At 47.6% G+C, this 21,937-nt stretch carries 19 protein-coding genes and 2 tRNA genes; 18 read left to right on the top strand and 3 right to left on the bottom strand.

What is annotated here, in order from left to right; translation table 11 throughout:
• Positions 1-161: 161 nt before the first annotated feature.
• The 11 genes from secG to nlpI all read left to right on the top strand — a co-directional run bounded on the left by secG (position 162) and on the right by nlpI (position 11,057).
• Positions 162-497, top strand: coding sequence for a preprotein translocase subunit SecG (gene secG, locus BCT27_RS13010; RefSeq protein WP_102317463.1), 336 nt, complete (start codon positions 162-164; stop codon positions 495-497).
• A gap of 21 nt (positions 498-518) precedes the next feature.
• Positions 519-605: transfer RNA gene (locus BCT27_RS13005), tRNA-Leu, on the top strand.
• A 77-nt stretch (positions 606-682) separates the two neighbouring features.
• Positions 683-759: transfer RNA gene (locus BCT27_RS13000), tRNA-Met, on the top strand.
• A gap of 171 nt (positions 760-930) precedes the next feature.
• Complete coding sequence (gene rimP / locus BCT27_RS12995; protein ID WP_026024477.1) at positions 931-1,386, top strand: ribosome maturation factor RimP; 456 nt, start codon at positions 931-933, stop codon at positions 1,384-1,386.
• Between the two features lie 21 nt (positions 1,387-1,407).
• Positions 1,408-2,895, top strand: coding sequence for a transcription termination factor NusA (nusA, locus tag BCT27_RS12990; RefSeq protein ID WP_017008787.1), 1,488 nt, complete (start codon positions 1,408-1,410; stop codon positions 2,893-2,895).
• Between the two features lie 21 nt (positions 2,896-2,916).
• The gene (infB, locus tag BCT27_RS12985; RefSeq protein WP_102317464.1) at positions 2,917-5,601 is read left to right on the top strand and encodes a translation initiation factor IF-2; all 2,685 of its coding nucleotides are present in this window, start codon (positions 2,917-2,919) and stop codon (positions 5,599-5,601) included.
• A gap of 85 nt (positions 5,602-5,686) precedes the next feature.
• Entirely contained in the window at positions 5,687-6,085 is a 399-nt protein-coding gene (gene rbfA / locus BCT27_RS12980) for a 30S ribosome-binding factor RbfA (protein WP_017008789.1), read from the top strand.
• On the top strand, positions 6,085-7,032 hold the full coding sequence (gene truB / locus BCT27_RS12975) for a tRNA pseudouridine(55) synthase TruB (protein WP_017008790.1): 948 nt from the start codon (positions 6,085-6,087) through the stop codon (positions 7,030-7,032). Before rbfA ends, truB begins: the two co-directional genes overlap by 1 nt.
• Before the next feature lie 143 nt (positions 7,033-7,175).
• Positions 7,176-7,445 (top strand): 30S ribosomal protein S15, encoded by a 270-nt coding sequence (rpsO, locus tag BCT27_RS12970; RefSeq protein WP_017008791.1) that lies wholly within the window; start codon positions 7,176-7,178, stop codon positions 7,443-7,445.
• 427 nt (positions 7,446-7,872) lie between these two features.
• Positions 7,873-10,005 (top strand): polyribonucleotide nucleotidyltransferase, encoded by a 2,133-nt coding sequence (gene pnp, locus BCT27_RS12965; protein WP_102395987.1) that lies wholly within the window; start codon positions 7,873-7,875, stop codon positions 10,003-10,005.
• 149 nt (positions 10,006-10,154) lie between these two features.
• Positions 10,155-11,057, top strand: coding sequence for a lipoprotein NlpI (nlpI, locus tag BCT27_RS12960; protein WP_102317467.1), 903 nt, complete (start codon positions 10,155-10,157; stop codon positions 11,055-11,057).
• A 119-nt stretch (positions 11,058-11,176) separates the two neighbouring features.
• Here nlpI and BCT27_RS12955 read toward each other — a convergent pair whose 3' ends face one another.
• The 3 genes from BCT27_RS12955 to BCT27_RS12945 all read right to left on the bottom strand — a co-directional run bounded on the left by BCT27_RS12955 (position 11,177) and on the right by BCT27_RS12945 (position 15,305).
• Positions 11,177-12,043 carry a U32 family peptidase gene (locus BCT27_RS12955; RefSeq protein ID WP_102395986.1) on the bottom strand — a complete coding sequence of 289 codons (867 nt, stop codon included), beginning with the start codon at positions 12,041-12,043 and terminating at the stop codon, positions 11,177-11,179.
• A 13-nt stretch (positions 12,044-12,056) separates the two neighbouring features.
• On the bottom strand, positions 12,057-13,052 hold the full coding sequence (ubiU, locus tag BCT27_RS12950) for a ubiquinone anaerobic biosynthesis protein UbiU (protein WP_102395985.1): 996 nt from the start codon (positions 13,050-13,052) through the stop codon (positions 12,057-12,059).
• Between the two features lie 192 nt (positions 13,053-13,244).
• A complete protein-coding gene (locus tag BCT27_RS12945) occupies positions 13,245-15,305 on the bottom strand; it encodes a sensor domain-containing protein (RefSeq protein WP_198597559.1) in 2,061 nt (686 codons plus the stop codon).
• A gap of 199 nt (positions 15,306-15,504) precedes the next feature.
• Here BCT27_RS12945 and ubiT point away from each other — a divergent pair, with 199 nt between their 5' ends.
• The 7 genes from ubiT (at position 15,505) to BCT27_RS12910 (ending at position 21,775) form a co-directional block, all read left to right on the top strand.
• A complete protein-coding gene (ubiT, locus tag BCT27_RS12940; protein WP_198597562.1) occupies positions 15,505-16,032 on the top strand; it encodes a ubiquinone anaerobic biosynthesis accessory factor UbiT in 528 nt (175 codons plus the stop codon).
• Positions 16,016-16,519 carry a GNAT family N-acetyltransferase gene (locus BCT27_RS12935; protein ID WP_017008798.1) on the top strand — a complete coding sequence of 168 codons (504 nt, stop codon included), beginning with the start codon at positions 16,016-16,018 and terminating at the stop codon, positions 16,517-16,519. Before ubiT ends, BCT27_RS12935 begins: the two co-directional genes overlap by 17 nt.
• 118 nt (positions 16,520-16,637) lie before the next feature.
• Positions 16,638-17,033, top strand: a complete 396-nt coding sequence (locus BCT27_RS12930; protein ID WP_102317472.1) for a DNA polymerase III subunit psi — start codon at positions 16,638-16,640, stop codon at positions 17,031-17,033.
• Positions 17,023-17,469, top strand: coding sequence for a ribosomal protein S18-alanine N-acetyltransferase (gene rimI, locus BCT27_RS12925; RefSeq protein WP_102395983.1), 447 nt, complete (start codon positions 17,023-17,025; stop codon positions 17,467-17,469). Before BCT27_RS12930 ends, rimI begins: the two co-directional genes overlap by 11 nt.
• Positions 17,470-17,874: 405 nt before the next feature.
• Positions 17,875-19,464, top strand: a complete 1,590-nt coding sequence (gene prfC, locus BCT27_RS12920) for a peptide chain release factor 3 (protein ID WP_102395982.1) — start codon at positions 17,875-17,877, stop codon at positions 19,462-19,464.
• Positions 19,465-19,563: 99 nt separating this feature from the next.
• Entirely contained in the window at positions 19,564-20,349 is a 786-nt protein-coding gene (locus BCT27_RS12915; RefSeq protein ID WP_102389591.1) for a TatD family hydrolase, read from the top strand.
• 184 nt (positions 20,350-20,533) lie between these two features.
• Positions 20,534-21,775 carry a NupC/NupG family nucleoside CNT transporter gene (locus BCT27_RS12910; RefSeq protein ID WP_102317476.1) on the top strand — a complete coding sequence of 414 codons (1,242 nt, stop codon included), beginning with the start codon at positions 20,534-20,536 and terminating at the stop codon, positions 21,773-21,775.
• Positions 21,776-21,937: the final 162 nt, after the last annotated feature.

The raw sequence follows: 21,937 nt of genomic DNA, 5'->3' as shown, positions 1-21,937 counted from the left end.
TTATAAGATGCGCAAACGGGATGAAAAGTACCGCTTTTTTGTAATTTTCTCTTGTTTCGTATGCCGGCATTCGTTAGTATTCTTCCGCTCCCAATGATGGGAGTTGCGCTAGTGAACTGAATAGTCAGCTGGCTCAACAATTTGGAACATAGGTGGAACCCATGTACGAAATTCTACTTGTGATTTATCTGTTGGCCGCGCTTGGTGTAATTGGCCTAGTTCTGGTTCAACAAGGTAAAGGCGCAGATATGGGAGCCTCTTTCGGGGCTGGGGCATCAAATACAGTATTTGGCTCTGGCGGCTCTGGAAACTTTCTGACCCGAATGACCGCGATTTTCGCGACAATATTTTTTGTTCTTAGCCTAGTGCTGGGTAACATGAGTACTCAAAACGCAACCGTTGGTAGCGAGTACGAAGACCTGAGTGTACCTGCCAGTGAGCAAGTAACTCCGGCGAGCGATGTCCCTGCTGAAAGCAATAGCGACATCCCTCAGTAAAAGAATTAAGCAGTAATGCTTGCCGAGGTGGTGAAATTGGTAGACACGCTATCTTGAGGGGGTAGTGCCTGTATAGGCATGCGGGTTCAAGTCCCGCTCTCGGCACCATTTTAAAATCCTTACTTAGTAAGGTCGCAGTACTTGAAAAAGAACGCGAGGCGACGATATAATAATCGCCAATCGGACGCGGGGTGGAGCAGTTTGGTAGCTCGTCGGGCTCATAACCCGAAGGTCGTCGGTTCAAATCCGGCCCCCGCAACCACTTTATCGACAATTGTTTAGTGAGACCAAAACAGTTGTTGGCCATGGGAAACCATGGCATCAGGGTCCAGTTGCATTAAACCCCGTAATTCGGGGTTTTTTATTATCTGAACATGACCCATTCGGATGGATATCTGGGCTTTTAAGCCCTTTTTTTATTTCTGGGGTTTGTATGACCGGACTAGAAAAACAGCTTGTAGCATTGCTAGAAGCACCTGTTGAAGCATTGAACTATGAGCTTGTTGGGCTTGAGTTTGTTCGTGCGGGACAACATTCAACCCTGCGGATCTTTATTGATCATGAAAACGGCATCACTGTTGATGCTTGTGCCGAAGTGAGCCGCCAGGTTAGCGCTGTGATGGACGTAGAAGATCCAATTACCGTTGCTTACAACTTGGAAGTTTCATCTCCAGGGTTGGAAAGACCACTATTTAAAGCCGCGCATTATCAGCAGTTTATCGGTCACGAAGTGAACGTAGTGCTGAAAATGGCGATGCAAAACCGTCGCAAATGGAAAGGGCTGATTCTTTCTGTTGACGGCGAGACCGTCACCATCAACGTGGATGGAAACGAAGAAGCGTTCGCCCTGAGCAATATCGCCAAGGCTAACCTGGTTCCTTCATTTTAAATTTAAATGAGGCATTAGTTCATGAACAAAGAAATCTTGGCTGTCGTAGAGGCGGTGTCGAACGAAAAAGCTGTTCCACGTGAGCGCATTTTTGAAGCGTTAGAAATAGCGCTGGCGACGGCAACAAAGAAAAAATACGAAGCAGAAATCGAAGTACGTGTAGAAATCGACCGCAAAACCGGTCAGTTCGAAACACTTCGTCGTTGGGAAGTGGTTGAAGAAGTTACTCAGCCTACTCGCGAAATTACGCTAGAAGCGGCACAGTTTGAAGACGAAACAATGTCTGTCGGCGATTACGTTGAAGATGACATTGAGTCAGTAACGTTTGACCGTATTACGACTCAAACTGCAAAACAAGTTATCGTACAAAAAGTACGTGAAGCTGAGCGTGCACAAGTGGTTGAGCAGTTCATGGACAATGAAGGTGAGTTGATCACTGGTATTGTTAAGAAAGTGAACCGCGAAGTGGTTATCGTTGATTTGGGTAGCAATGCAGAAGCGGCAATCCAACGTGACGATCAATTACCACGTGAAAACCTACGTCCAGGCGACCGCGTGCGCGGTTTGCTGTATGCTGTGCGTCCAGAAGCTCGTGGCTTCCAGTTATTCATGACCCGTTCTAAGCCAGAAATGCTGATCGAATTGTTCCGCATTGAGGTGCCAGAAATCGGCGAAGAAATGATCGAAGTGATGGGTGCGGCTCGTGATCCGGGTTCTCGTGCGAAGATTGCTGTTAAAACTAACGACAAGCGTATCGACCCTGTAGGTGCGTGTGTTGGTATGCGTGGTGCGCGTGTTCAAGCCGTTTCGGGTGAACTTGGCGGCGAGCGTATTGATATTGTTCTTTGGGACGATAACCCAGCGCAACTTGTTATCAACGCGATGGCGCCTGCAGAAGTAGCATCTATCATCGTTGACGAAGATACCCACACAATGGATATCGCTGTAGAAGCTGATAACTTGGCTCAAGCTATCGGTCGTAACGGTCAAAACGTTCGTCTAGCCTCTCAACTTACTGGTTGGACGCTGAACGTAATGACAGTGGAAGATCTACAGAAGAAACACCAAGAAGAAGCTGGCCAGTCAATTGAACTGTTTAGTAAGCACTTGGATATCGAAGAAGATTTCGCAGCACTGCTGGTTCAAGAAGGCTTCACCACGCTAGAAGAAGTTGCATACGTTCCTGCAGCAGAACTTCTAGAAGTTGATGGTCTTGATGAAGATACCGTTGAAGAACTGCGAAGCCGTGCGAAAGAAGCGCTGACCACAATCGCGCTTGCGAAAGAAGAAATCCTTGACGGTGCTGAGCCGGCTGAAGATCTGTTGGGTCTTGAAGGTTTGGATCGCGACCTTGCGTTCCGCCTTGCAGCGAAAGGCATCTGCACTTTGGAAGATCTTGCTGACCAAGGCACTGATGATCTTCTGGATATCGAGGGAATGGATGAAGTTAAAGCGGGTGAGCTGATTATGGCCGCGCGCAATATTTGCTGGTTCAGCGACGAAGCTTAAACGCAGCAAAGGAGGAGCAGAATGTCAGAGGTTACAGTTAAAGCACTGGCGAGCGAGATCGATACGCCGGTAGAACGTTTGCTGAAGCAATTTCAGGATGCAGGCATTCAAAAGTCGGCAGACGACAGCGTAAGCCAGGATGAGAAACAAACCTTACTGTCTCACTTAAAACGTGAGCATGGTGACGATGGTAGCGCTCCAACTCGACTGACGTTACAGCGCAAAAAACGCAGCACCCTAAGTGTTTCTGGTGCTGGCGGAAAGAGTAAGGATGTTCAAGTAGAAGTGCGCAAAAAGCGCACCTACGTGAAGCGCAGCGAACTAGAAGAACAACGTGTGGCTCAAGAAGCCGCACAACGTGATGCTGAAGACGCAGCACAACGCGAGGCTGAGGAAAAAGCCCGTCGTGAAGCTGAAGAAGTAGCGAAGCGTGAAGCTCAAGAGAAAGCGAAACGCGAGGCCGAAGAAAAAGCCCAACGTGACGCTGAAGAAAAAGCACGCATTGCCGCTGAGAAAGCGCAGCAATCACAAGAAACAGCAGAAGAAACATCTGCTCGTGAAGCTGCAGAAGCGCAAGTGAAGAATGAAGCTGATGAACTCAAGCGCCGCCAGGAAGAGGAAGCCAAGCGTAAAGCTGAAGAAGAAAGTCAGCGCCAGCTAGAAGAGGCACGCAAAATGGCAGAATTAAACGAAGAGCGCTGGAGTCAACAAGAAGCAGTGCCAAACGTGATGGAAACTGCAGACCATCACACAGTAACATCTACGTATGCACGTGAAGCAGAAGATGAGGCGGATCGTCGCCAAGAAGCTGCGCCACGTCGTCGCAAAAAGAAAAAATCAGCACAAGACAAAGATGATAGCCGTAACCGTGGCAATCGTGGGAAAAGCAAAGGCCGTTTGGCTAAGCCAACTTCTATGCAGCATGGTTTCCAGAAACCAGCTCAGAAAGTTAACCGCGATGTAGAAATCGGTGAGACCGTTACTGTTGCTGAACTTGCTAACAAAATGGCTGTTAAAGCCACTGAAGTTATCAAGGCGATGATGAAGATGGGTGCTATGGCAACCATCAACCAAGTGATTGACCAAGAAACAGCAGCACTTGTTGCTGAAGAAATGGGCCACAAGGTTGTTCTTCGCAAAGAAAACGAATTGGAAGAAGCGGTACTGTCTGACCGTGATGACACTGCGTCACGTGAACCACGTGCGCCAGTTGTTACCATCATGGGTCACGTTGACCACGGTAAAACGTCGCTACTTGACTACATCCGTAAAGCACACGTTGCTTCGGGCGAAGCTGGCGGTATTACGCAGCACATTGGTGCTTACCACGTTGAAACTGACAACGGTATGATCACCTTCCTGGATACTCCAGGACACGCAGCGTTTACATCTATGCGTGCTCGTGGTGCGAAAGCGACAGATATCGTTGTTCTGGTTGTTGCAGCTGATGATGGCGTAATGCCACAAACTATCGAAGCTATCCAGCACGCAAAAGCGGCAGAAGTGCCACTGATTGTTGCTGTGAACAAGATCGATAAAGAAGCAGCAAACCCAGACCAAGTTAAAAACGAACTTGCTCAGTATGATGTTATTCCTGAAGAGTGGGGCGGTGAGAACATCTTCGTTCACGTTTCAGCGAAACAAGGCATCAACATCGATAGCTTGCTTGAGGCAATTCTTCTGCAATCAGAAGTTCTTGAACTTGACGCAATCCGCGATGGCATGGCAAACGGCGTTGTTATCGAATCACGTCTAGACAAAGGTCGTGGCCCAGTTGCTACGGTTCTTGTACAAGAAGGTACGCTGAAAAAAGGCGATATCGTTCTTTGTGGTCTTGAGTACGGTCGTGTTCGTGCAATGCGCGATGAAAACGGTCATGACGTTGACGTGGCTGGTCCTTCAATTCCTGTGGAAATCCTGGGTCTTTCAGGTGTTCCTTCAGCAGGTGATGAAGCGACAGTTGTTCGTGACGAGCGTAAAGCACGTGAAGTAGCACTTTACCGCCAAGGTAAATTCCGTGACGTTAAACTGGCTCGCCAGCAGAAAGCGAAACTGGAAAACATGTTCTCTAACATGACCGAAGGTGAAGTATCTGAACTGAACATCGTACTGAAAGCTGACGTACAAGGTTCTGTTGAAGCGATTGCTGACTCACTGGTTAAATTGTCCACTGACGAAGTGAAAGTGAAGATCATCGGTTCAGGTGTTGGTGCTATCACCGAAACTGACGCTGTTCTTGCTGCTGCTTCTAACGCGATTCTGGTTGGCTTTAACGTCCGTGCTGATGCATCTGCACGTAAGACGATTGATGCTGAAAGCCTAGATCTACGTTACTACTCAGTTATCTACGCCTTGATTGATGAAGTGAAACAAGCGATGAGCGGTATGCTTGCGCCTGAGTTCAAACAAGTCATCATGGGTCTAGCTGAAGTGCGTGAAGTCTTCAAGTCACCTAAGATTGGTGCTATTGCTGGCTGTATCGTTTCTGAAGGCACCATCAAACGTAACAACCCAATCCGCGTTCTGCGTGATAACGTTGTTATTTATGAAGGTGAGCTAGAGTCACTACGTCGCTTTAAAGACGACGTAAATGAAGTTGCGAAAGGTTACGAGTGTGGTATCGGCGTTAAGAACTACAACGATGTTCGCGTAGGCGACCAAATCGAAGTATTCGAAATCGTTGAAGTGAAACGCACCATCGAATAATAGCTGCCTGTAACAGGTTGTTTATACACACCATGGGGGGAAGCGCTTTGCGCTTTCCCCCCATTTCTTATGAGAGAAGAGCGTTATGGCCAAAGAATTTAGCCGTACTCAACGCGTATCGCAGCAAGTGCAAAAAGAAATCGCACTGATCCTGCAACGCGAAATTAAAGACTCACGTATCGGCATGGTGACGGTATCGGGTGTTGATGTTTCTCGTGACCTTGCTTACGCAAAAGTTCACGTGACCTTCCTGACTACGGGTGATCAAACCGCAGAAGAAGGCCTAGAAGCATTGAATGAACAAGCTTGGTACGTACGTACTTTGCTTGGTAAAGCGATTCGTCTTCGTATTACCCCTGAAGTGATTTTCATTTTTGACCAATCACTGACTGAAGGTATGCGTATTTCCAACTTGGTAAGTCAAGCGGTTAAGTCTGACGAAGAACGCCATGTTGAAGATGATAAAGATGGAGAGGCCGAATAATGGGCCGCCGTCCACGTCGTCAAGGACGTCCTGTTGATGGGATTGTTCTGCTAGATAAGCCAAGTGGCATCACGTCAAATGGTGCTTTGCAGCAAGTTAAGCGCATTTTCTTCGCAGAAAAAGCGGGTCACACTGGCGCACTGGATCCTTTAGCAACGGGCATGCTGCCGATTTGCTTTGGTGAAGCGACGAAGTTTTCCCAATTTTTGTTAGATTCTGACAAGCGTTACCGTGTGGTGGCGAAATTGGGCGAACGTACCAATACATCAGATTCTGATGGTGAAGTGGTTGAAACACGTGACGTAAACGTCAACCTAGAACAGCTTGAAGGTTTTATCGCGGGATTCCGTGGTGAAACAATGCAAGTCCCTTCTATGTTTTCTGCATTGAAGTTCGAAGGTAAACCACTTTACGAATACGCACGAGCAGGCATCGAAGTGCCGCGCGAAGCGCGTAAAATTACGGTTTACGAAATCTCATTACTGCGCTTTGAAGGCGACGAAATTGAGATGGAAGTGCACTGCTCTAAAGGCACGTACATTCGTACTATCGTTGATGATCTCGGCGAGATGCTGGGTTGTGGCGCACACGTAACGGCACTTCGTCGTATTGGTGTTTCTCACTACCCGGTCGAGAAAATGGTCACGTTGGAACAACTGGAAGAATTGCTAGAACAAGCGCGTGAGCAAGGCATTCAGCCTCGTGAACTGCTTGATCCATTGCTGCTTTCTCTTGATTCAGCGGTACAAGATCTTGAAGAAGTGAACCTTCAACCTGATGTCGCAAGCTATGTCTTGCAGGGCCAAGCTGTTCAGGCTGCGAATGCGCCGTCTGAAGGCCAAGTTCGTATGACGATGGGCGAAGAGCGCACCTTTATTGGTGTGGGTGAAATTGATGCCGATGGCATGATCGCGCCAAAGCGTTTGGTTAAGATCCGTCAGCAATAAGTTTCCCAAGCTGAAATTAGTTATTGGTGGGGACTATATCGATTGCCTTATTGGGGCAAGCGCTGTAGAATCCGCCGCTCGGGTGTCGGCTGAATCAGAGATTGGCTGGCGCAAATATAACCTTTTACATTTAGGAATAGACTATGTCTCTGAATGCAGAAACTAAAGCAGCAATCGTTGCTGAATACGCACAAGGCACTAACGACACTGGTTCTCCAGAAGTTCAAGTAGCGCTTTTGACTGCTTCTATCAATCACCTGCAAGGCCACTTCGCTGAGCACAAAGGTGATCACCACAGCCGTCGCGGTCTACTGCGCATGGTTTCGCGTCGTCGTAAACTGCTTGACTACTTGAAAGGCAAAAACGCTGACCGTTACCTTGAGCTGATCAAGCGTCTGGGTCTGCGTCGCTAATAAGCCTTTGGCTTATAAGTACCGCATACCGAAAAGGAGCCTTTATGGCTCCTTTTCTCGTTTTTGTTCCCGCCCAATTTAGTGTTTTAACTAGGCTTAAGCGTCAGGGATTGTTGGTCAAGAATCGGCGTTAGGTCATTTTTGATTCCGTCTTTTCGCATTGCAGCCTCAAGCCTTGAGCATAACCCCAGTTATTCGTGCCGAAACATGCAACTTGCACCCGTTTGGGTATATAATATTGGCGCTTTCATTGGCTTCGCAGTCTACGAAGTCGACCATCAGGTCGCGACTATTGAGAGTACTCCGCTAATCTCTTACTTTTCAATTCAGTAAGAAGGCTGAGTATTGTCATTAGTCGCGATTGGTGAAGCCTTTGAACAAAAAGTGACTCGCACTAAGTAAGTGCAAATAAAACAAGGAATTTCTCGTGAATCCAATCGTAAAAACATTCCAGTATGGCAACCACACCGTTACGCTAGAAACCGGTGTTATGGCTCGCCAAGCGACTGCTGCTGTTATGGCTAGCATGGACGACACTTCAGTATTCGTAAGTGTTGTTGGTAAGAAAGACGCTGTTGAAGGTCAAGATTTCTTCCCGTTGACTGTTAACTACCAAGAGCGTACTTACGCTGCAGGTAAAATCCCTGGTGGTTTCTTCAAGCGTGAAGGCCGTCCTTCTGAAGGTGAAACGCTGACGTCTCGCCTGATCGACCGTCCAATTCGTCCACTGTTCCCAGATGGTTTCAAAAACGAAGTTCAAGTTATCGCTACTGTGGTTTCTGTAAACCCAGACGTTAGCCCTGACATCGTAGCAATGCTTGCAACCTCTGCTGCTCTGGCGATTTCTGGTCTTCCGTTCAATGGCCCTATCGGTGCTGCACGTGTTGGTTTCATCAACGATCAGTTGGTGCTTAACCCAAGCAACACTGAACTTGAAAACAGCCGTTTGGACCTGGTTATCGCGGGTACTGAAGGCGCGGTTCTGATGGTTGAATCAGAAGCTGACCGCCTAAGCGAAGAGCAAATGCTGCAAGCCGTTGTGTTTGGTCACGACCAACAACAAGTTGCGATCACTGCAATCAATGAGTTTGCTGCTGAAGTTGCAACACCTGCTTGGAATTGGGCTGCTCCAGAAGTCAACGCTGAGCTAAAAGCACGCGTTGCTGAACTGACTGAGTCTCGTTTCGTTGAAGCGTACCAAATCACTGAGAAAATGGCGCGTTACGCTCAAGTTGGCGAAATCAAGCAAAGCGTTATTGCTCAGCTGAGCGAAGAAAACGAAGATCTTAACGTTCGTGAAATCCAAGGCATGCTAGGCAGCCTTGAGAAGAACGTTGTTCGTGGCCGTATCATTGCGGGTAACCCACGTATCGATGGTCGTGAAAAAGACATGGTTCGTGCGCTAGACGTTCGTACTGGTGTACTTCCACGTACCCACGGTTCATCTTTGTTCACTCGTGGTGAAACTCAGGCATTGGTTACTGCAACATTGGGTACTAAGCGTGATGCGCAAATCATTGATTCAATCACTGGTGAGCGTACTGACCACTTCCTACTGCACTACAACTTCCCTCCATACTGTGTAGGTGAGACGGGTTTTGTTGGTTCACCTAAGCGTCGTGAAATCGGCCACGGTAAACTGGCTAAGCGTGGTATTGCTGCAGTAATGCCAAGCCAAGATGAATTCCCATACACCATCCGTGTTGTTTCAGAAATCACTGAATCAAACGGTTCGTCTTCAATGGCGTCTGTATGTGGTACATCTCTTGCGCTGATGGACGCAGGTGTTCCAATCAAGAAATCTGTTGCGGGTATCGCGATGGGTCTTGTGAAAGAAGACAACGACTTCGTTGTTCTTTCTGACATCTTGGGTGACGAAGACCACCTAGGTGACATGGACTTTAAAGTAGCGGGTACTGATGATGGTGTTACTGCATTGCAGATGGACATCAAAATCGAAGGTATCACTAAAGAGATCATGGAAATTGCTCTGAACCAAGCGAAAGGTGCGCGTCTGCACATCCTTACCGTTATGGACGAAGCAATTGGCTCTGCACGTGAAGATATTTCACAGTTCGCGCCACGTATCCACACTATCAAGATCAACCCTGAGAAGATCAAAGATGTGATTGGTAAAGGCGGTGCGGTCATTCGTGCACTGACTGAAGAAACTGAAACCACCATCGAAATCGAAGATGACGGTACAGTGAAAATTGCTGCAACTGATGGTGACAAAGCGAAAGCCGCTATTGCACGTATCGAAGCGTTGACTGCAGAAGTTGAAGTTGGCCGTATCTACACGGGTAAAGTAACACGCATCGTTGACTTCGGTTGCTTTGTGTCTGTTATCGGCACCAAAGAAGGTCTAGTACACATTTCTCAAGTTGCTGATAAGCGCATCGAGAAAGTGTCTGACTACGTAGAGCAAGGTCAAGAAGTGCAAGTTAAGGTTCTGGAAATCGACCGTCAAGGCCGTATCCGTCTGAGCATGAAAGAAGCTTTGGAAGCGCCAGCCGCTGAAGCAGAAGCTTCTGATGCACAGCCAGAAGCTGACGCATAAGATAGCCTGACTCTGCCACTGATCGTGTTGAACGGCGTTTCGCCCACACAACATCACTCAGGTAAGGCATAGAGGTTTACGCCACACGCGTAAACAAGGTATAAGAAGGGGGCTATGCCCCCTTTTTTAATGGTAGGAGATTGGTGCGAATGCGAAAAAATAGATGGCTAACGTTCACGCTTGTGGGCTCGTTGTTGTTGCTTTCAGGGTGTGCGTCGACGTCGTCAGTCAGTAGTGCTCAACCTTGGCATTTACTGCCAATGGCCGTGCCTCTGCAACCTACCACACAGCAAGAAGTGCAATTGGCACGTATTGATCAAATCCTCACGCGTTCTGATTTAAGCGAAAAAGACCGAGCGCAGATTTATTATGAGCGCGGCTTAATTAACGACAGTTTAGGTTTACGTGACCTTGCGCGTCTCGATTTCAATCGTTCTCTTTCTTTTAATCCCGCTCAACCGGATGTGTTTAACATCTTGGGTGTGTATTTCACGCAAAGCGGTCTTTACGACGCCGCCTATGAAGCGTTTGATTCCACATTGGAGCTTGATGAAGCGCATCAGTTTGCTGAGCGTAACCGTGGCATTGCGCTTTATTACGGTGGTCGTTACGAACTTGCTGAGCGTGATTTGCTCAAGCATTACAAAGACAACCCTCATGATGCGTATCGCGCGCTATGGCTGTATTTGGTTGAAGTTGAAAAAGACGGCGATGTGCTTGCAAGGGAGCGTTTAGCGTCTCGCTATCAAGCCTCTGACAAACAAGATTGGGGATGGCAAATTGCACGTCTCTATATTCGTGATGTCAGTGAAAGCGAATTCTTTGAAAATATCGGGCGTACAAGCCGAGACAACACGCAACTGGCGGAGAGACTGTGTGAAGGGTATTTCTATTTAGCGAAACGCTACCAGACCATGGGTGATTACCGTTCCGCTGTGGCTCTCTATAAGCTGGCGATGTCCGGTAATGTGTATGACTTTGTTGAGCATCGTTACTCCATGTTAGAACTCGGTCTTATCGCACAGAAGATGAGGCAAGCTCCATCGTCATAACGATGGATCCCACACTGTGCTATTCATGACTTAGCACGGGTTTGACGCAGAAAAAAAGCCGCATAAGCGGCTTTTTGTTTTTTATCTATTACAGCGTTGTCCGGTAACGCTTGATACATTTAGCCTTGTGTCGCCATGCCTTCGATGCCGTGCCAGTAGCCGTTACATTGATGACTACGTGGCGTAAAGCCTGATTGACCTGATTTGAAGCCAGCAAGAACGTCTAAGGTATCTTTACCCTGCGGGCTAATACGAACCACATCGACCACGCCATCCATTGAAACAAGGTCGCCACTCAGATCGTAGCAATAGCCAGATTGTGTCTGAATGCCATTTAACGTAAAGACCGATTGGCCTTCTTGGCTTTTTACGTCAATGCCTTGTGGGTAGCGAATACAGCAGGTTTCGCATTTGTCTTTGGGTTTGTCTTCAGCTCTTGCTGTGAAACAGCGTGCCGAATAGGCCAATGGCAAATGCCCATAGCTGAAGACTTCAACCTCAAATTTGTCTCGAATACCTAAGGCCTCAGCTTCAACAAGCACCTTTTGCAGCCAATCACGTGATAACTCGACGGGCATGCACCAGCGAGTCATGCCTTTTTTCAGCATCACGTTTAGTGCTTGTGCGTTGTATAGGTTAAGCGCTGGGCCCGCGACAAAAGGCACCCCTTTCGCGTGAGCAAGCTGAATGGCTGACACATCGTTTGCTTCAACAATGAATTCGCCATTGTCGATCAAGGTTTTCATGATGTTGACTTCAGACGGTGCTTCGAGCAATGCCATGGTGGAAAGCACCACTTGTTTGCCACTGTTTGCGAGTTCTCGTGCCAAATCTAGCCAGTCGTTAGTGCGCATCTCTCTGCGCTTGGAACATACTGTTTCACCGAGATAAACAATATCAGCTTGGCCAGTAGCAGCTTGATGGTAGAAATCTTCAACGTCGTTTTTCGGCCAAAAGTACAGTAGCGGGCCAAGAGAGTATTTCATAAGTGGTTAGCTCCTACTGCCATTTGCGGTGGTATGCGCCAAGGGTGGTTTGCGCCCCTTCAGACACGCTGTCTAAGCATTGATTCCATTGAGGCAGTACGTGGTAGCCCTCAGGGTTTGCTTTGTAGCTATCAATGGCTTGTCGCCATGTGCGTGTTACTTGTTCGACATAAGCTGGGCTTCGTTGGCGGCCTTCAATCTTGACGGAAGCTATGTTTGCTTCAAACAGCTCAGGCAGGATAGACAGGGTATTCAGACTCGTTGGCTCTTCCAGTGCGTGGTACGGCTCACCATCGGTGATGAAACGGCCTTTACACAAGGTCGGGTAACCGGCGTTTTCGCCTGTTTTGTAACGGTCGATCAAAATCTCATTCAGACGAGACTCTAACCCTTCGTTGGTTTCTTTCCAGCGCACATATTTTGCCGGAGAGCATGCACCGACCGTGTTCGGCGATTCTCCTGTGAGGTATGACGACAGATAGCAACGCCCCTCAGACATGATGCAAAGGCTGCCGAAGGCAAAGACTTCTAGATCGACATCTGTGGTGCGAGAAAGCTGTTTTACTTGGTGCATAGACAGCACACGAGGAAGAACCACACGCTTTACGTTGAAATGATCGCGGTAGAAATCGATGGCTGCACTGTTTGTGGCTGATGCCTGCACTGACAGGTGAATTTCCATGTCTGGGTGTTTGGTCGCGGCATAATCTAGCACGGCCAGATCGGCCACGATCAAGGCATCAACACCGAGATCGACCGCAGCATCAACGGCATCCGTCCAACGGTGGAAGCCATCAGGGTGGGCAAAGGTGTTGAGTGCGACATGCAGTTTCTTATTGCGATCGTGCACATAACTTGCTGCTTTTTGAAGCTTCTTTCCGTCGAAGTTTAATCCAGCGAAATGACGGGCGTTAGTGCCATCTTTAAAACCGATGTAAACGGCGTCCGCACCATTATCGATGGCGGTTTTTAGGGCGGGTAGATTCCCTGCCGGGCAAAGTAATTCCATATAATTCCCCACGTCAAAGAATATGACGTGTTGTGTTAATGAACCTAATGAAGGGATTTTAGGGAGTCACTTCTGACGGGGCATTGATATAAGGCAGGTTTACGCGTCATACGCCGCGTTTCATTTCGGAAAGCCATGAAAAAAGCGGTCGGGTTGATGGCTTTTTCGCTCAGCAACCCGACGCAATAGGGCTTATGACGCTTTTGCTTTGACTTTTTTGTTGCCTACCAAGATGGCTTCAAATTCTGCACGAGGCATGGGTTTATAGAAGTGGAAACCCTGAATGGTGTCGCACTTTAGGTTGGCTAATACGCTTGCTTGCTTGCCAGTTTCGACGCCTTCGGCCACTAACGACATGTTCAATGATCGACCAAGGTTGATGATGTTTTCAATCAAGGTGACCTGTTTAGGAAACGTCTCCATGTCGCAAATAAATGCGCGGTCGATTTTCAACTCATCAAGCGGGAATTTAGCCAGATAAGACAACGACGAATACCCAGTACCAAAATCGTCAATCGACAAGGAAAAGCCGAGATCTTTAATGGCGTTGAGCATTTGGATGGCGTGTTCGCCGTCATTCATGACCGCACTTTCCGTCAGCTCAAAGGTAATGAGTGATGGATCGGTTTGCGTCGCGATCTGAAGTTTTTTCATGTGCGAAGTGAGGTTCGGGTTTTTGAACTGTTGTGGCGAGAGATTTATCGCCACACGACCCGGCAATACCTTCATGTTTTGCCAGCGCCTCACGGTTTGGAACACCTCGCGCATGACATTTCGGCCTAGTAATTCAATCATGCCAGAACGTTCAGCCACAGGGATAAAGCGTGCAGGGCTTATGTAGCCTTCAACAGGGTGCTTCCAGCGAACTAGCGCCTCTGCACCATTGATGGTGTAATCTTTCGCACTAACCTTAGGCTGATACCACACTTCCAGTCCGTTGTTTTGCAAGGCTTTCTGGAGCTCTATTTCCAGCCATAAACGCATGCGCGCTTCTTTGTTCATGTGTTGGCTGTAATTCACCACCCGATTACGGCCTTGCTCTTTGGCTTCGTACATCGCGGTGTCGGCATTTTGCAGCAAACTGCGTGCATCTTTACCATCGCCCGGGTATTTCACCAATCCAATGGAACACGCGAGGAATTTACTGAAGTGGTAAAGATCGAAAGGTTGGCTGATCACATCCACAATGCGGTTAGCGAGGTCTGTGGCCAAGGCTTGATCGCTTTGTTCGGGCATCAATACTGCGAACTCATCACCACCGAGATGGCCGAGGATGGTTTCTGGCGGCAACTGCTTTCTTAGACGTTGAGCGATGTCTTGCAGAACACGATCACCAATGTGATGACCAAGAGAGTCATTGATGTTTTTGAAATTATCGACATCAAGATAGAACATGGCCAGCGGCGTTTTATTGGCGATTAACTGCTCTAATCGACGCGAAAAGCCGTGACGATTATACAGCCCAGTGAGTGCATCAAACTGTGCTAATTTTTCAATGGTTTGCTTGTGGTTTTCAGGCTCTGACACGGAGCGGGAAAGGGTGATGATCGACCCTTCACTGCCTAGTACATTGATGGCACTGAATGCGATATTGATCGGGCTGCTATCTGCAGCGGTGCAAACCGGTTGGCAAGCGAGTTGCTGTCCGGGTTTCAACGACGTTAACGCTGCCACAATAGAGCGCCCTTTTACGGGGCTTATCAGCAGCTTTTCGATATCCTCACCAAGGATTTCATTGACGTTGTCATAGCCCAGTAAGGCGACTGCGCGTTCGTTAGCGCTTAAAACAATGCCATCATCCAATACACAACAGCCATCGCTCACAAGCTGGCTAAGGTGTTTAAATCTGTGTTCGGATGATTCAAGCGCACTGGTGAGTATCTGACGCTCAGAGGTATCTACAGCATGAAAAACGATCGCACCTTCAGGCAATCCTTCATGCAGAGAAGGACCGATCGTGGAAACGCTGAAGTGAAAGCTGGAGTCATGTACACCATCGTTGAGAACGATTTCACCTTCGGAGTTTTCTCCGTTAACGGCACGTAAATAATGGGGTTTTAATGCCTCGTAGAACGTCGAACCCAATATGTCCTTATCGTGTTTTCCTACTAACTCATCCTGATTCAATCCACTGATTTCACAATAACGCTGGCTGACCCATAGGTACTGGTGGTTTTTGTCGAGAACGGCGAAGAGAAAAGGGCTGTTATGAGTGAGACGGGAGAACCAATATGTTAACTGCTTCATTGGCATTAAGGCACCACACATCCGAACTGGCGGAGTATTTCCAAATACAACTCCGAATTAATTCAATACTATATAACGTTGAGATAGCAGAGATAAACCTTTATAGCGATGAGCACTGTTTTTTTGACTCAAGGCATAAAAGTTAGGTGATCCACTGGCATACAATACATGTTCGTTTCGACTGACCTTAAATTGGATGGCTATTTTGCTCGACAAGATTCACACTAAGTTAGTACAGCAAGCTCCTGCTTTTCTTCGCTTACCTGTTAAGCTTGTTCCAGCATCAGTTCAGCAATCATTGATGCTTGAAACATTGAAACGTGTTTTTCAAGAAGCGTTAGACGATGGTGAGTTCGAGTTCCTCGAAAATCGTTGGTTAGAAGTGCACGTTCGCGATATTGGTTTTCAAAGCTACATCAGCTTTGAAAATGAAAAGCTGGTGGTTCGCAGTGATATTGAAAACGCCGATGTGCGCTTCAGTGGCGATCTTAACGATTTGATTTTAATCGCTGCACGTAAAGAAGATCCTGATACCTTATTCTTCCAGCGTCGTTTGATTATTGAAGGCGATACAGAATTAGGTCTAGAAGTGAAGAATTTGATGGACAGCGTGGATCTGGACTCGTTACCCTCCATGCTTCGACAGGCATTGTTTTCCTTAGCTGATTTTGTTCAGAAAGGCCTGCAAGCCCCAACCTCTTTGGAAGAAGCGCACTATGCTCCTAAGATCTGAAGCTCCAGCTGACCTCCTGCCTATCGATCGATTGGTAAAAAAAGCGTTCGATACTGATGCAGAAGCTAAATTGGTCATGACATTGCGTGAGAATGGACATAACACCTTGTCCCTCGTTGCATGCAATGACGACGGTAAGGTTGTTGGACACATTATGTTTAGCCCTGTGATTATTGGCGGGCGAGACACGGGCATTCAAGGTTTAGCGCCCGTTTGTGTGCACCCTGATTACCGAAAACAAGGCTTGGCGTCTGACATGATCCGTGAAGGCTTTGAAATTCTGAGTGAGTTTGGTTATCCCGCCTGTGTTGTTCTGGGCGATCCTGCTTACTATTCGCGTGTTGGTTTTGTTCCAGCTTCTCAATATTCGTTGACCTGCAAGTGGGATGTGCCGGCTGATGCCTTCATGGCGATCGAGCTACTCGATGGTGCATTCAGCGATGTAACAGGGTTAGTCGAGTATTGCGCAGAATTTGACGCGCTATAATCCTCACTCAACTTGTCAGCGCTTCACCGTTATGGCGCGCGCTGACATTCCTGCTTTACCTGTTTTTTGATAGCATGCCTTCATTAACCTTACCTCGTGAAACGGGCTCTCGCTTTTTATGAACGATGTTCAACGTCTCAAAGAAATGGGTATTCCCGTATGGGGATTGCGACGCCCTGAATTGTTTCCCAACGCTGCGTTAAACACATTGACGTTACCGGATACCTGTAAGCTGTTGTTTGTGTCTGAAACAACGCCGAATGAACATGACGCATGGCTGTTTGGTAAGATCTTAGCCAGTATGAAGCTTACGCCGGATCAAGCACTGCGCTTGCCGAGAGAAGCACTTTCAAATCTCAAATCACACGCCTTGGAATGGTGTTGGTTTGCGGGTGTTGATGCCATCGCGATGGCAGATGTAAAGCAACTTACGTCGCCGTCACTTTCACTTCTTCAAGATAACCCTGATGCGAAAAAAGCATTGTGGGTGCAGATCCGACAATATGAACGCTGAATTTCTCACGCTAGACGAGCAGTGGTTTGACTCTGTTATTAAGATAGAGCGTGCTGCACATACGCATCCGTGGGCCGAATCGATGTTGGCTCAAGCTGAAACCAAGTTTGCTTGTAACCGTGTCCTTGTCGTGGATGGCGACGTGGTGGGGTATTTCTATGGGCAATGTGTAGCGGGTGAAGCGTCTTTATTAAATATCGCTGTTGCACCGACACAACAAGGTAAGGGCTATGGGAAGCAACTTCTCTTAGCGTTTATCGATTGTATGCAGTCTGCTGGTGCCCAGGAAGCATGGCTTGAGGTGCGTGAAAGCAATGTAAACGCTATTAGGCTTTATGAATCTCAAGGTTTTAATGAATTCGATCGTCGCTTCGATTACTACCCTATAGCGGGTGGACGAGAGGATGCGTTGATCATGAGTTACTGGTTTGAGTAGGGGGTGATTGAACCCTTGAACCCTTTCCCGCAGGTGGGGAAACAAATGTGTATGCATGTGATTGTTTAAGCCGATACTTCAAAAGGCTGTAAGTGCAGCAACGTTCGATTGATGATTAAACACTGATTTATAAATGATATTTGAAAAGGGTCTCTTGGTGTGCTTTTCACTCAGTATACAAATGGGTGAGGAGTGAGCTAGATAGGTTCTCTCAAATCAGTTTACGGTTTTGAGGGACATTTCGCGTAACAACAACACTGGGCGATAATTATCTCAGCGTAATTTAGGCTTCAACGTTGAGTCTATGCGCCAGATCGTACAAAATACCCGCCGATCACATATGACGCGCAGAATTGCGGTACCTTCAGGTTCCTCCGCACTGCCTAAACCGGAAATTGTCTAAGCATGTCAAACTCTCCATTCCAACAAGAAGTCGACAAACGCCGTACGTTTGCGATTATTTCGCACCCGGATGCCGGTAAAACAACGATCACCGAAAAGGTTCTGTTGTTCGGAAACGCGCTCCAGAAAGCCGGTACTGTAAAAGGTCGAGGCTCTAACCAGCATGCGAAATCTGACTGGATGGAAATGGAAAAAGAACGTGGTATTTCGGTGACAACGTCCGTGATGCAGTTCCCTTACAACGATTGCTTGGTAAACCTTCTCGATACACCGGGACACGAAGACTTCTCTGAAGATACTTACCGTACATTGACGGCTGTTGACTCATGTTTGATGGTTATCGATGCCGCAAAAGGTGTTGAGGATCGCACACGTAAGTTGATGGAAGTGACGCGTCTTCGCGATACGCCGATCGTCACCTTCATGAACAAATTGGACCGTGATATTCGTGATCCAATGGAAGTGCTTGATGAAGTTGAAAATGAGCTGAAAATTGCTTGTGCACCGATTTCATGGCCAATTGGTTGTGGTAAAGAATTCAAAGGTGTTTACCACATCCACCGTGATGAATCGATTCTGTATCAAACAGGTCAAGGCCACACCATCCAAGAAAAACGCATCATTAAAGGGTTGGATAACCCAGATCTTGATACGGCGATTGGTGATGATCTTGCTGCGCAATTGCGTGAAGAGCTTGAACTGGTTATGGGCGCGTCGCATGAGTTCGATCAAGAGCTGTTTTCGAAAGGCGAACTAACACCAGTATTCTTCGGTACGGCATTGGGTAACTTTGGTGTTGACCATATGCTGGACGGCTTGACAGAGTGGGCACCTAAGCCGTTGTCTCGCCAAGCGCATGAGCGTGCGGTTGAATCAAGTGAAGAAAAATTCAGTGGTTTCGTGTTTAAGATCCAAGCAAACATGGATCCAAAACACCGCGACCGCATTGCATTCATGCGTATCGTGTCTGGTAAATACAGCCAAGGCATGAAAATGAAGCATGTACGCACCGGTAAAATGGTGTCTATCTCTGATGCTGTAACCTTCATGGCGGGTGACCGTTCACGTGCAGCTGAAGCCTATGCGGGCGACATCATTGGCTTACACAACCACGGTACGATTCAGATTGGTGACACCTTCACACAAAGTGAAGATTTGAAGTTCGCTGGTATTCCTAACTTTGCACCAGAATTGTTCCGTCGCATTCGTTTGCGTGATCCACTGAAGCAAAAACAATTGCTGAAAGGCCTTGTTCAGTTGTCTGAAGAAGGTGCAGTGCAGGTGTTCCGTCCACTGATCTCAAACGATTTGATCGTGGGTGCGGTCGGTGTGCTTCAGTTTGACGTGGTTGTTGCGCGTTTGAAATCTGAGTACAACGTAGAAGCTATCTATGAACCAATAAACGTTGCGACAGCGCGTTGGGTTGAATGCACTGATGGTAAGAAGTTGGATGATTTCCAGCGTAAGAACCAATCTAACCTTGCGCTTGATGGTGGTGACAACTTAACGTACATCGCGCCAACCATGGTAAACCTCAATTTGACGCAAGAGCGTCATCCTGATGTCAGTTTCCGCGCCACTCGCGAGCATTGATTCAGCACTGTTGCGTTTGGCAACATGCCTGATCTAAACAAAAGCCGTCTTAATTGACGGCTTTTTTGTATGCTAAGGGAAAATGAAAAAGGAATTCAGATGATAGATACTCACTGCCACTTCGATTTCCCTCCTTTTAGTGATGATCCTGCTTATTGGGTCTCTCGCTCCGTGGATGCGGGGCTCACGTCGATCATCGTGCCCAGTGTGACGGCGGATCGATGGCCATCTGTGCAATCGCTCTCTACCTCTCATTCTCCGCTCTATTTTGCCGTGGGCTTGCACCCTGTGTGGTCATCTTCACACCAAGAGGGAGACATCGCCGCGTTGGAAGCGTTTTTAGCAACATCCCCTGAAAAGTGTGTTGCGGTAGGCGAGTGTGGGCTGGATTTTATGATCGATGATGCAAACCCTCAGGCACAAATTGACATATTGAAGCAGCAACTCACCCTTGCAGAAACATTCCAACTTCCCGTGATTCTCCACTGTCGAAAAGCACACAATGAACTGCTGCAGGTGCTCAATGGCTTTCCAAATGTAAAAGGTGTTTTGCACGCATTTAGTGGCAGCAAAGAGATGGGGCTGAACTATATTAAACGGGGTTTTTTGCTCGGCATCGGCGGAACTATCACCTACGAGCGTGCCAATAAGACGCGAAACGCAATTGCAGAGTTACCGCTTTCGGCGATGGTGTTGGAAACGGATGCACCGGACATGCCTGTCTCTGGCTATCAAGGTGAACCCAATTTACCTGAGCGTTTATTGCTCATCGCTGAGGCCCTATCTGGTTTAAAAGGCAGCAATGTTGGTGAAGTTATTCAAGCCACATCCCAAAATGCACGTCGGCTATTTTCGTTGAACAGCGAGATTTCATCGTTTGCCTAAACGTTTGCGTAAGACATGCGTCACAAAACATGATCAACATCACCTTTATGAATGAATTGCGCCGTAATTTTCACTCTAAGTGTGACTAATGCATTCCTATGGGCGCGAACTCAAGCGTATAATCGCCGCCGGAAATACATTCCAATTTGTCGAGACGCCAAGATTTTTTTAGGAACCCCTTAATATGAGCCTGATTATGAGCCTTGTAGGGATGGTTGTACTGCTAGCTATCGCAGTGCTTCTATCTGATAACCGCAAAGCAATTAACATTCGTACCGTTGGTGGTGCGTTTGCTATCCAGTTTATCCTGGGTGGTTTTATCCTGTTCGTTCCGTGGGGCCAAACCCTGCTGAATGGTATGGCTAACGCAGTACAGAACGTGATTAACTACGGTAAAGATGGTATTGGCTTCCTGTTTGGTAGCCTGGTTAACTTCTCTGTAGATGGCATTGGTTTTATCTTTGCTTTCCAAGTGTTGCCAACCGTTGTTTTCTTCTCTGCGCTGATCAGCGTACTTTACTACCTAGGTATCATGCAGTTTGTTATCCGCATTCTGGGTGGCGCGCTACGTAAAGTACTGGGTACTTCACATGCAGAATCCATGTCTGCAACTGCGAACATTTTCGTAGGTCAAACTGAAGCACCTTTGGTTGTTCGTCCTTACGTACCAAAAATGACCCAATCAGAGCTGTTCGCAGTAATGTGTGGTGGTATGGCATCTGTTGCAGGTGGTGTACTAGCAGGTTACGCAGCGATGGGTGTTCCTCTTTCTTACCTGATTGCCGCTTCATTCATGGCAGCACCGGGTGGTCTTCTGTTCGCGAAAATCATCAAGCCTGAAACTGATCAGCCTATTGATCAGTTCGGTAAAGATTCTGACGATGAAGAAGAAGACAAGCCTGCAAACCTTATCGATGCAGCTGCTGGCGGCGCGTCTTCTGGTATGCAACTTGCGCTGAACATCGGTGCAATGCTGTTGGCATTCATCGGTCTTATCGCATTGGTTAACGGCATGTTGAGCGGCGTTGGCGGTTGGTTTGGTATCGAAGGTCTAACCCTTGAGTGGTTGCTAGGTAAGGTGTTCGCACCGCTTGCATTCCTTATCGGTGTGCCTTGGTCTGAAGCTGACCTAGCAGGTTCTTTCATCGGTCAGAAGATCGTTGTGAACGAATTCGTTGCTTACCTGAACTTCACGCCAATGATTGCAGAACTGTCTGACAAGACCGTAGCGATTATCTCGTTTGCGTTGTGTGGTTTCGCTAACCTGTCTTCTGTTGCTATCCTTCTGGGTGGCCTAGGCAGCATCGCACCAACACGTCGTCACGACATTGCACGCTTTGGTATGAAAGCTGTTGCAGCAGGTACACTGTCTAACTTGATGAGTGCAACCATTGCTGGCTTCTTCTTGACGCTAGCGGCACTGTAATTTAGCCGTAAACAAGACATTGAAACCGCCTCCTAGTGAGGCGGTTTTTTTATGCCTGTTACGGCAAAAATGTCAGCGTTTAAGCCCGTTTTAAGGAGTCGTAATTATTCCCCATGAATAAGACACAGACATCCTAGATGGCGGCGTATATTTTTAAGTGCT

The sequence above is a fragment of the Enterovibrio norvegicus genome, from assembly GCF_002876705.1.
Classification (GTDB): domain Bacteria; phylum Pseudomonadota; class Gammaproteobacteria; order Enterobacterales; family Vibrionaceae; genus Enterovibrio; species Enterovibrio norvegicus_B.
The sequence above is the reverse complement of the archived record's forward strand: the minus strand, read 5'-3'. Positions and strand labels throughout refer to the sequence as shown.